At 72.4% G+C, this 10,713-nt stretch carries 12 protein-coding genes; 7 read left to right on the top strand and 5 right to left on the bottom strand.

The features are described from left to right. From NH602_RS22365 to NH602_RS22355, 3 genes are all read right to left on the bottom strand, one after another. On the bottom strand, window positions 1-774 hold a 774-nt coding region (locus NH602_RS22365; protein ID WP_253068827.1), incomplete at its 3' end, for an NAD(P)-dependent oxidoreductase. Between the two features lie 17 nt (window positions 775-791). Next, complete coding sequence (locus tag NH602_RS22360) at window positions 792-2,576, bottom strand: choline/carnitine O-acyltransferase (RefSeq protein ID WP_374210248.1); 1,785 nt, start codon at window positions 2,574-2,576, stop codon at window positions 792-794. Between the two features lie 5 nt (window positions 2,577-2,581). Then, window positions 2,582-3,451, bottom strand: coding sequence for an arpA protein (locus NH602_RS22355; protein WP_179761682.1), 870 nt, complete (start codon window positions 3,449-3,451; stop codon window positions 2,582-2,584). A gap of 204 nt (window positions 3,452-3,655) precedes the next feature. On the opposite strand from NH602_RS22355, the gene tatA reads away from it, so the two are divergent. Continuing rightward, window positions 3,656-3,922, top strand: a complete 267-nt coding sequence (tatA, locus tag NH602_RS22350) for a Sec-independent protein translocase subunit TatA (RefSeq protein ID WP_253068826.1) — start codon at window positions 3,656-3,658, stop codon at window positions 3,920-3,922. Between the two features lie 53 nt (window positions 3,923-3,975). Further along, window positions 3,976-4,716 carry an SDR family oxidoreductase gene (locus NH602_RS22345; protein WP_073576688.1) on the top strand — a complete coding sequence of 247 codons (741 nt, stop codon included), beginning with the start codon at window positions 3,976-3,978 and terminating at the stop codon, window positions 4,714-4,716. A gap of 114 nt (window positions 4,717-4,830) precedes the next feature. On the opposite strand, the gene NH602_RS22340 is transcribed toward NH602_RS22345, so the two are convergent. Further along, complete coding sequence (locus NH602_RS22340) at window positions 4,831-5,139, bottom strand: hypothetical protein (RefSeq protein WP_157818361.1); 309 nt, start codon at window positions 5,137-5,139, stop codon at window positions 4,831-4,833. A 326-nt stretch (window positions 5,140-5,465) separates the two neighbouring features. On the opposite strand from NH602_RS22340, the gene ectA reads away from it, so the two are divergent. The 4 genes from ectA to thpD all read left to right on the top strand — a co-directional run bounded on the left by ectA (window position 5,466) and on the right by thpD (window position 8,767). Then, complete coding sequence (ectA, locus tag NH602_RS22335; RefSeq protein ID WP_253068825.1) at window positions 5,466-6,056, top strand: diaminobutyrate acetyltransferase; 591 nt, start codon at window positions 5,466-5,468, stop codon at window positions 6,054-6,056. Then, window positions 6,053-7,306, top strand: a complete 1,254-nt coding sequence (gene ectB / locus NH602_RS22330) for a diaminobutyrate--2-oxoglutarate transaminase (protein ID WP_179761685.1) — start codon at window positions 6,053-6,055, stop codon at window positions 7,304-7,306. The genes ectA and ectB overlap by 4 nt, the downstream gene beginning before the upstream one ends. A gap of 9 nt (window positions 7,307-7,315) precedes the next feature. After that, window positions 7,316-7,711: an ectoine synthase gene (locus tag NH602_RS22325; protein WP_062398314.1), complete on the top strand. Its 396-nt coding sequence runs from the start codon at window positions 7,316-7,318 to the stop codon at window positions 7,709-7,711. A gap of 129 nt (window positions 7,712-7,840) precedes the next feature. Next, on the top strand, window positions 7,841-8,767 hold the full coding sequence (thpD, locus tag NH602_RS22320) for an ectoine hydroxylase (protein WP_253068824.1): 927 nt from the start codon (window positions 7,841-7,843) through the stop codon (window positions 8,765-8,767). 10 nt (window positions 8,768-8,777) lie between these two features. Here thpD and NH602_RS22315 read toward each other — a convergent pair whose 3' ends face one another. Continuing rightward, window positions 8,778-9,566 (bottom strand): SGNH/GDSL hydrolase family protein, encoded by a 789-nt coding sequence (locus tag NH602_RS22315; protein ID WP_253068823.1) that lies wholly within the window; start codon window positions 9,564-9,566, stop codon window positions 8,778-8,780. Window positions 9,567-9,720: 154 nt separating this feature from the next. Here NH602_RS22315 and NH602_RS22310 point away from each other — a divergent pair, with 154 nt between their 5' ends. Further along, window positions 9,721-10,389, top strand: coding sequence for a DUF3159 domain-containing protein (locus NH602_RS22310; protein ID WP_073576684.1), 669 nt, complete (start codon window positions 9,721-9,723; stop codon window positions 10,387-10,389). Window positions 10,390-10,713: the final 324 nt, after the last annotated feature.

Raw genomic sequence — 10,713 nt, 5'->3', positions numbered from 1 at the left:
GGCCAGCAGCGCGGCCAGCGCCGGGGCCCGCCGCTCCAGCACCGCGGCCGGGTCGCGGCCCAGCTCGGCGAGGTCGGACCGGTGGAACGGCGGCGGTGCGCTGACCACGTAGCGGGCGAACCCGAGCCCGGGCGCCCGCCGGGCCGCGGCCAGGTGCGCGGACACGACGTCGGCGACGTCGACCCGCCGGTGGCAGAACTCCACCAGTTTGAGCGTGGTGTCGTCGTGGGCGGCGCGGACCTCGTCGCGGTCGTCGGCCTCGGGGAAGAACCGCGAGGTCCGCAGCACCACCACCGGCAGCCCCGGGTCCAGCGCGGCGAGCTCGCACAGGTCCTCGGCGGCGGTCTTGGTGGCGCCGTAGACGTTGCGCACCCGCGGCACCACGGTCTCGTCGATCCAGGTCGCGGGCCCGCCCGGCACCGGGGTCAGCGCGCGGCCGAACGCGCTGGTCGAGGAGGTGAACACCACGCCCCGCACCCCCGCGGCGGCGGACTCCTCCAGCACCGCGAGGGTGCCCGACACGTTCGTGCCGACGAACTCCTGCCTGCTGTGCGAGCCGACGTGCGGCTTGTGCAGCGTCGCGGTGTGCAGCACGTGGCTGACCCCGCGCAGCGCCGACCGCAGGGCGTCGCGGTCGGTCAGCGACGCGACGACCGCGGTCCACGGCGAGGGCCGCCGGTCCAGACCGACGACGGGCACCCCGTCGCCGGCCAGCGTGCGGACCAGCGCCTCCCCGAGGTGGCCGGAACTGCCGGTGACGAGGACGCGCTCCATCCCACCAGTGAACCCGCTCAGGCAAGCAGGTTCCGCAGCTCGGTCACCGCCGTCCGCAGCTCCCGGGCGAAGGCGTGCATCCCCTCGGCCTGGTCGGCCGGCGTGGACAGGTGCACGTGGAAGCGGTCGGGCAGCAGCACGTAGGCCACCCCGATGCAGCGCGAGCTGGTCGAGCCGAACCCGAAGTACCGGATGTTGTCCGACGGCGCGGAGCTGGTCGACAGCCAGTCGTCGCGCATGATCGTCCAGCCGGGGGAGTCGAACACCGCGAGCTGCTCGGTGACGCCCAGCTCCGCCCCGCGACGGCGCCGGATCCAGTCCAGCTCCCACAGGTGCTGCTCGGGCGCGTCGCCCTGCTGGCACTGCTTGGCGCGGGCGCCGTGCGCCGCGGCGGCGGCCCGGAAGGTGTCGACCTTGTCGGCGTCGGAGGCCTGCGGGTCCCCCATGGTGTCGACGAAGGTCACCATCTCCGGTGTGATCACCCGCATCGCCTCGGTGCGTCCGCGCCGGAACTGCCGGGTCGCGATCGACTCGTAGGTGGCCCCGGTGACGCCCTTGGCCCGCCGGTGCGCGACCTGGTAGCAGGCCTGCACGAAGGCGTCCGGGGAGCACTTCAGGGCCTTCGCGTCGCGCGCGCCGAAGTCGTCGAAGGCGACGAGCTCGGTGGCGGTGGCGTCGAGGAACGCGGAGAACTCGTCGTGCGCGCGGGCCACGGTGGCGCGCAGGTCGTCGTCGAGGACGAATCGCAGCTCGGCGTGCGACGGGACGCCCTGCGGACGGGCCCCGATCCGCTCGGCGTGCACCTGCAGCGGGTCGGCGAACATCGCGTCGACCAGGGTGAGGACGGTGGTGCCGTCGAGCTCGCAGTGCTCGATGTTGACCCCGGCGGTGCCGTCGGCGAGCACGACGATCGACAGCGCCTTGTCGAACCACCGGTCCCCGGCGTCCCCGGCCAGCAGGGTCCGTGCGGCGGACTCCTCGTCGGCGGGGTCGGTCTCGTCGAGACAGATCGCGAGCAGCGCCCGCTCCACGAGGTCGACGGCCTCGGCGTTGGCCGGGTCCAGCCCGGTCAGCCGGTCCCGCACCGCGGCCCACTCGGCGCGGGCCAGGGTGGTCAGCGCGCCGACCGCGTCACCGGTGGCGGCCCGCTCGGGGTGGGACTGCCGGATCTCCCGCAGGGCGCCGGCGATCTCCTCGGCGGAATGCGCGGCGCCGTCGGCGCCGACCACGTCGAGGCGGTGGATCCGGCCGCGGTGCAGCACCACGACGTGCCGCTCGGTGGACGGGCCCGGCCAGTCGTCGCTGTAGGGGGTGCGGACGGTGTCCTGGGGGTCGCCCGGGATGCGGGTGGTGGAGAAGATGTGGCGGCTCTGGTCCATCGACTGCGCCACGTCGCGGTTGACCAGCGGCGGGAACGTCCCGGCGTCGAGATCGGCCTTGTGCCCGAGGGCGGCGACGGTGAGCTGCGCGGCCCGCTCGCACGGGTCCGTGGTCGATCCCGGCCCGAACAGGAAGAAGAAGTTCGCGTTGAGCGCGATCCGGTCGCGCCGGCCCAGGTAGCGCGACGGCCAGAACGCGTCCAGCCAGCTGTGGGCGCCGGCGTCGAAGCGCTCGAGATCGGCCTGGAGCACCGACGCGGGGCCGCCCTCGGCGAGTAGCTCTCGGGCGGCGGACTCGGTGCGGGCGTACTCGTCGGGGGTGAGCAGCGGGGCGCACCACTCGAGGAAGCGGTCGACCGAGGCGGACAGGGTCGGGAGCGGCACCTTCGGCAGGTCGTCGTCGGCCGCGAACGTGGTGGTCACGGGCATCAGTCCAGCAGCCCGTCGACGCGCACGGCGCGCGACCCCCCGTGTTCGGACAGTGTCCTCCCGAACAGCTGGCGGGTGCGGACCGCGCTGCCGACGACCCCGGTGCGCGTGCTGTAGGAGAAGATCGCCGTGTGCCGGGCGGTGTCGCCGCGCACCTCGGTCACCCGGTGCAGCGAGTACCGGCCGCGGAACAGCTGCAGGTCACCGGGGCGCAGCACCAGCCGTCGGACGCGGTCGCCGCCCCTGCCGTGCAGGACCTCGGCGACGTCGGCGGTGTTCTCCGAGGAGGAACTGCGGATGTCCGGGCAGTACTCGAAGACCCCGCCGGCCTCCGGCGCGCGGGTGAGCAGGCTGATCGCGATCTCGTTGGTGTCGAAGTGCCAGGGGTGCGACCGGCCGTCGCCGACGACGTTCAGGCACAGCCCGGCCAGCGGGTCGGCCAGCTCGTGCAGCTCGGGTACGCCGGTGCAGGCGGCGAGGAAGGCGCGGAAGGCGGGCTGCGGGTACAGGCGGTGGACCACCGCGGCGGCCGGGATCCGGTCGCGGGCGACGAAGGCGTTGCCCCGCTCCATCGGCACCCGCGCCGGGTGGTCGGCGGGCAGCGAGGGGTCGGGGTCGGTGTTGTAGACATTGACCACGGCGGTCTCGTAGTGCGCCAGCGGGGCGACCGCCTCGCCCTCGGTCCGCAGCCGGTCCCGCCACGACGCCCGGACGAACCCGGGGAGCACCGCGCAGCCGTCGGCGGCGAGCTGGGCGCGGGCCCGGCGGACCGCGTCCTCCCACCCGGACGAGCCCGGTTCGTGCACCGGGTAGCGGCTCAGGTCGACCGGGTCGAGCTCCTGCGGGGCCGCGAGTGCGGTCGGCTGCACGGATCAGCTCCTTCGTCCCCGGGCAGCGCCGGTGCCGCCCACGGTGTCACCGTCATCCAAACCCGTTCGGGGTCGCCGGATCAACGGTGAGTGACCGAGCGATCAGTTTCCGTGCGCCGTGGGAGGCTGTTCTTGCGCGGGAGAACCCCGGCGGAGGATGGTTCGTTGATCCGGTCGACGAGCGAGGAGGCTGTCATGGGCGCTATGAGCCCCACCCACTGGTTGATCGTGCTGGTCGTTCTGGTCCTGCTGTTCGGCGCGAAGAAGCTGCCGGAGATGGCGCGGTCGGTCGGCCGGTCCAGCCGCATCCTGAAGAGCGAGATGCGCGGCCTGCGCGACGACGACGGACGCCCCGGGGAGATCGGTCCCGGCGGCGCGACCCGGGCCGACACCGAGGTCCGGGAGCCGGGCACCCGGCAGCCGGAGGGCGCCACCCGTCCGGAGCCCGGCCCCGAGACCCAGCGGGCCTGACGGCCGCCCACAGGACGGACCACGGATGACGGACCAGGCATGACGGACCACGCATGACGGTGCTCGTGACGGGGGCCAGCCGGGGGGTCGGCGCGGCCACCGCCCGGCTCCTGGCCGGCCGCGGCCAGGACGTCCTCGTCGGGCACCGGGCCTCGCCCGAGGACGCCGCGGCGGTGGTCGCGGAGTGCCGGGCCGCCGGGGTGCACGCCGACGCGGTCGCCGCGGACGTCACCCGCACCGAGGGCGTCGAGCAGCTGTTCGACGCGGCGGCCGCCATGCCGTCGCCGCTGACCGGAGTGGTCGCGAACGCCGGTGGCGCCCCCTCGCGGCAGCGCCTGGAGGACATGAGCGACGCACGGATCGACGAGGTCCTCGCGCTCAACCTGCGGGCGGCGCTGCTGTGCTCGCGCGAGGCGGTGCACCGCATGTCCACCCGCTACGGCGGAGCGGGCGGGGTGCTCGTGCACATCACCTCCCGCGCGGCGGTGCTCGGCTCGCCCGACGAGTGGAACGACTACGCGGCCGCGAAGGCCGGGGTCGAGGCGCTCGTCGTCGGGCTCGCGAAGGAGGTCGCCGCGGACGGGATCCGGGTGGCGGCCGTACGGCCGGGCCTGCTCGACACCGACTTCCACGCGCGGGCCGGTGAGCCGGGGCGGATCGAGCGGATGGCGCCGTCGATCCCGATGGGCCGTGCCGGCCACCCCGACGAGGTGGCGACGGCGATCGCCTGGCTCCTGTCGGACGAGGCCAGCTACGTCACCGGCGCCGTGCTGGACGTGTCCGGCGGGCGCTGACCCGCCGGCGGGACCGAACCGGCGGCGGGTGGGGGAGAGCCACCGGCGCGGGTCGGGGCCCGGCCGGCGGTGGGGGAACGGACCGGCTGTGTGGTCGGCGGTCGGCGGCGGCGCTCAGGAGGCGGCGCGGGCCGAGCGCCCGAAACCGATCCGTCCGCGGCGGCGGGCACGGCGCCCGGCCCCGGAGGTCTCGGCACACAGCAGGCAGCCGTCCCCGGGTGGGGAGGCCAGCGACGCCGGCAGCACCACGTGCCCGCAGAGCGCGGTGCAGTGTCCGGTTCCGGCGGTGAGCGAGTCGGCCAGCACCGCCTGCGCCACGACGTGGCTGCGGCTGTCGCGGGCGCAGGTGACCGTGACGGTCTGCTCCTCGTCCGGCGCGGTCACCACGGCCACGGGGCGCGTACTCGCGGGTGTCACCGACACGGCAGCTCCTCCGGGCATGATTCGACAGAATATCCATCCTCACCCCGCAGCGGTGCAGATGCAAGTGCATCCGCACGATTGGCCGAACGTGCGGGCGGGTGGTCGCGGAGCGTGGCGAGGGCCACGTCCGTGCCCCCGGCGGGTCCGGCCGGTCCGTTCCGGGACCCGCCGGACGGGCCGGTGATCACGGTGTCTTCCTGGGCGGACACCCGGTCGCACGGTTCCGGATCATCCTGTGGCGCCGGTCACGTCGATCATGGCGTCGAGGTCGGCCACCGGTCGTCAGCGGCTGCGACCTGCGCCGGGCGGCACTAACCTAGTCAGTCATGACCGCTCCCGAACAGGCTCCTCCTCGGGCGTCCACGGCTCCGGACGGGGACGCCGCGACCGGCGCACCCGCCCCGGCGGCCGACGCCGACGGTGACCATTCGTACGAGATCGGCTCCCCGGTCCCGGCCGACGGGGTGGACATGTGGCGGCTGGCGGTGGAGGCGCGGACGCTGGACGCGAACTCCCGCTACGCCTACGTCCTGTGGTGCCGCGACTTCGCGCGCACCTCGGTCATCGCCCGCCGCGACGACGGCCGTGCCGTCGGCTACGTGACCGGCTACCGGCGCCCCGAGAACGGCGCCCTGCTCATCTGGCAGGTGTGCGTCGATCCGGTGGCACGCGGTGCGGGGCTCGCCGGCCGGATGCTGGACGCCGTCTGGGACCGGGCGGGCGCCGAGCGGATGGAGACCACCATCACGCCGGACAACGCCTCCTCGATCCGCCTGTTCACGAAGTTCGCGGAGCGCCACGACATGACGATCGAGCGGGAGGACCTCTTCGGTCCGGACCTGCTCGGTGACGAGCACGAGCCGGAGAACCTCTATCTCATCGGCCCGATCGCAGCAGACAAGGGTGGGAACACATGACCGTTTTCGAGGATCTCGAGTCCCAGGTCCGGAGCTACTGCCGCAACTGGCCCGTCGTCTTCGACACGGCGAAGGGCAGCCGTCTGACCGACGTGGACGGCCACTCCTACCTCGACTTCTTCGGTGGCGCGGGCGCCCTGAACTACGGGCACAACCCCGAGGTGCTCAAGAAGCCGCTGATCGAGTACCTGACCCGTGACGGCATCACCCACGGGCTGGACATGTACACCTCGGCCAAGGGCGAGTTCCTGACCACGTTCGAGGACATCATCCTCAAGCCGCGTGGCCTGGAGTACAAGGTGCAGTTCCCCGGCCCGACCGGCGCCAACGCCGTCGAGTCGGCGCTGAAGCTCGCGCGCAAGATCAGCGGCCGGGAGGCGCTGATCAACTTCACGAACGCCTTCCACGGCATGACGCTGGGCGCCCTGTCGGTCACCGGCAACTCGATGAAGCGCGGTGGCGCCGGCATCCCGCTGGTCCACTCGACGCCGATGCCGTTCGACAACTACTTCGACGGCAAGATGCCCGACTTCCTGTGGTTCGAGAAGGTCCTCGACGACACCGGCTCCAGCCTCAACGAGCCGGCCGCAGTCATCGTCGAGACCGTGCAGGGCGAGGGCGGCCTCAACCCGGCGCGCATCGAGTGGCTGCAGGGTCTGCGGGACCTGTGCACCCGCAAGGGCATCCTGATGATCGTCGACGACGTGCAGATGGGCTGCGGCCGGACCGGCCCGTTCTTCTCCTTCGAGATCGCGGGCATCGAGCCCGACATCGTCACGATCTCGAAGTCCATCTCCGGCTACGGCCTCCCGATGGCGCTCGTGCTGATCAAGCCCGAGTACGACCAGTGGGGTCCGGGCGAGCACAACGGCACCTTCCGCGGCAACAACCCCGCGTTCGTCACCGCCACGCACACGCTGCGGAACTGGTGGACCGACGACACACTGGAGAAGGAGACGCTGCGCAAGGGTGAGAAGGTCGAGGAGGCCTTCAACAAGATCATCGGTGACAACCAGGGCACCGAGATGTTCACCAAGGGTCGTGGGATGGCGCGGGGCATCCAGTTCGAGGGGGAGGGGCTCGCCGAGAAGGTGGCCTCGAAGGCCTTCGAGCAGCGGCTGCTGCTGGAGACGGCCGGTCCGAACGACGAGGTGCTCAAGCTCCTGGCGCCGCTCACGACCACCGACGACGAGCTCGACGAAGGTCTTGCGATCATCGGCGAGTCCGTCAAGACCGTCATCGGGAGCTGATCCACAACCATGATCGTCCGCACCATCGACGAGATCACCGACACCGAGCGTGACGTGGTCTCCGAGGACCAGCAGTGGCGCAGCAAGCGCATCGTCCTGGCCAACGACAAGGTGGGGTTCTCGGTCCACGAGACCACGCTGAAGGCCGGGACGATCAACGACTTCTGGTACGCGAACCACATCGAGGCCGTCTTCATCACCTCCGGTGAGGGCGAGCTGTACGACAAGGACAACGACGTCACGTACCAGCTCAAGCCGGGCTCGATCTACGTGCTGAACGGCAACGAGAAGCACCAGCTCCGCCCGAAGACCGAGATCACCTGCGTGTGCGTGTTCAACCCGCCGGTGACCGGTCGTGAGGTGCACGACGAGAACGGCGTGTACCCGCTGGTCACGGAGGACTGAGGGCTCCGTACCGGGATCGACACCGCGAGGGGTGTTTCCGCTGTGTGACAGCGGGAACGCCCCTCGCGGTCGTTCACACGACGTCCATCCGAAGGGACACCGAACCCACAGCGACTCACAGGAGGGTCCATGACCGCACTGGTCGGCAACGACGAACCGCGTCTCGTGCGTGGAGCCGGAGACCGCTACCCCACGCGCGTCTCGAACACCCCCGCCTTCATCGACCGCGCCGAGCCCACCGTGTGGGGCTCGAAGGCGAGCGCCGGCATGTTCGGCGCCCAGGAGCTGGAGGCGCACGAGCGCGACGGCTTCGTGCAGGTGCCGGGGCTGCTGACGGCCGACGAGATCGTGGAGTACCAGGCCGAGCTGGACCGGCTCGCCCACGATCCCGAGGTCCGCGCCGATGAGCGCTGCATCGTCGAGAAGTCCTCGGACGAGGTCCGCTCGATCTTCGAGGTCCACCGGATCTCCGAGGCGATCGGCCGGCTGGTGCGCGACGAGCGGGTGCTCTCCCGGGCCCGCCAGATCCTCGGCTCCGACGTGTACGTGCACCAGAGCCGGATCAACTACAAGCCCGGGCTCGGTGGCGGGGGGTTCTTCTGGCACTCCGACTTCGAGACCTGGCACGCCGAGGACGGGATGCCCAGCCCGCGTGCGGTCAGCTGCTCGATCTCGCTGACCGACAACCACCCGTTCAACGGCTGCCTGATGATCATGCCGGGGTCGCACCGGACCTTCGTGTCGTGCGTCGGGGAGACCCCGGAGGACTACCACCTGACGTCGCTGAAGGAGCAGGAGATCGGCACCCCCGACGCGGAGTCCATCTCGAAGCTGGCGCAGCGGCACGGCATCGCGATGATGACCGGCGAGGCGGGTGGCGCCACGTTCTTCGACTCCAACTGCATGCACGGGTCGGGCGACAACATCACCCCGTACCCGCGGTCGAACATCTTCCTGGTGTTCAACAGCGTCGAGAACGAGTGCGTGGCGCCGTTCTCGGCCCCGCGGCCACGTCCGTCCCACATCGCGGCCCGGGACCGGTCCCCGGTCCGCTGAGCGTCCGCGCTCAGGCGTCCTGGAGGGGTGAGAGCTCCGGGCGCTTGGGCCGGTAGCCCTCCCACGTGTGCGTGCCGCGCAGCCGCTTGCGCAGGTACGGCATCACGTGGTGGGTGACCCACCGCAGGTCCTCGGCCTGGCGCGCGGTCCAGGGGGTCGGCCCGCCCTCGGGCTCCGGCCACGGCCCGCGCCAGTCCGGGGCCTGCTCGCCGAGGGTCTCCAGCACCCGCCAGGCGACCCGCTCGTGCGCGTGCGGGACCAGGTGCAGCCGGTCCGGCCCCCAGGCCCGCGGGTCGGCGAGGCACTCCATCGCCCACAGGTCGACGACGCGGCAGCCGTGCCGTTCGGCGGCGGCCCGCATGTCCTCGTTGTAGCAGGCGATCCGGCCGCGCAGCCTGCGGATGAACGGGTGCATCCGGCGCAGGTCGAAGCCGGTGAAGATGAGCACCTCGGCGCCGGTTGCGACCAGCCTGCCGAGCGCGGCGTCGAAGCGGGCGGCGAGGTCGTCGACGTCGCAGGACCAGCCGATGATGTCGTTGCCGCCCGCGCAGAAGGTGATCAGGTCGGGGCGCATCCGTTCGGCGACCGGGAGCTGTTCGGCGACGATCTCGTCGAGGACCTTCCCGCGCACGGCGAGGTTGGCGTAGCCGAAGCCCGGGCGGCGGTGGGCGAGGGTCTCGGCGACGCGGTCGGCCCAGCCGCGGGCCCGGCCGTCGGGGGTGAGGTCGTCGAGACCCTCGGTGAAACTGTCGCCGATCGCGACGTAGCTCCGGTGCTGTGCGTGCGTCTGCTGGTGCATCGGCACGGCCCCCTCTCGTCCCCGGTCCTCCGCGTGCCTTGTCTGTTGTTCACCGCAACGATGTCCGGCGTTACGCCGATGATCACCCTGTTCCGGGCCGTCCGCCAATCGGATCCCGTCGACCCGGCGTGCGGGATAGGGCACCCTCAGCGGGGTGACGTCCGATCGCGCTCCGCACACCGCATCCCGGGAGGACCCGAAGCTCGCCGAACTGCTCGGTGGCCGGGCCGGTGCCGTGGACGCCTCGATACCGGTGGTCGCGTTCGTGCTCGCCTGGGTGGTCGCGGGGGCGGCGGGGTCGGCGTTCCCGATCAACTGGGGGGCCGGCGCGGCGATCGTCGCGGGGGCCGCGGTGGCAGGGTGGCGGCTGTACCGCGGCCGCCGGCCGCGGGCGGTGCTGTTCGGGCTGGCCGGGGTCGTCGTCGCGGCCGGGATCGCGCTGGTGACCGGGCGGGCGTCGGACTTCTTCCTGGTCCAGATCGTGTCCAACGTCGGCAGCGCGCTGGCCTGGGCGATCTCGATCGTCGTGCGGTGGCCGCTGCTGGGGGTCGTCGTCGGCGGGCTGCTGGGACAGCGCACGAGGTGGCGGCGCGACCCGGACCTGCTCCGCGGGTACCAGCGGGCGTCCTGGGCGTGGGTGGCGCAGTACGTCCTACGGCTGTCGGTGTTCCTCCCGCTGTGGGCGGCCGACCAGGTCGTGCTCCTGGGTGTCGCGCGGACCGTGCTGAGCCCGGTGCTGGTCGGGCTGAGCGTGCTCGTGTCATGGCCGTTGCTGCGTACGGCGCTGCCGGCCGATCACCCGGGCATCCGTCACCCCCGGTGACAGGCTCTGACACCTCGTAGCGCTAGAATCGTGATCTTCCCGTGACCTTTGCTCGGTCGTGTGAAGGTCACCACTTCGGGTGATCGTCCGGCGCAGTCGTGGCCTCCCGGACGTTCCCCCGGGACGAGCCGCCGCACCGACGATCACTGCAAGGAGCCATGCCGCACCAGCGCCCCCCGGAGCCCGGCTTCGGCGACGCCCCCCGTGGCGTCCCGAGCCCGGCCCGTCCCCCCGCCCAGCCGTCCGCTCCCCGACCCGGCACCGGTCGCCCGGTGGCCGCCCCCGACGCCCCGCGGCTGCCCCGTCAGCGCACCGCGCATCCGC

Origin of the sequence: Pseudonocardia sp. McavD-2-B (assembly GCF_024124365.1) — a bacterium.
Classification (GTDB): Bacteria; Actinomycetota; Actinomycetes; order Mycobacteriales; family Pseudonocardiaceae; genus Pseudonocardia; species Pseudonocardia alni.
The sequence above is the reverse complement of the archived record's forward strand: the minus strand, read 5'-3'. Positions and strand labels throughout refer to the sequence as shown.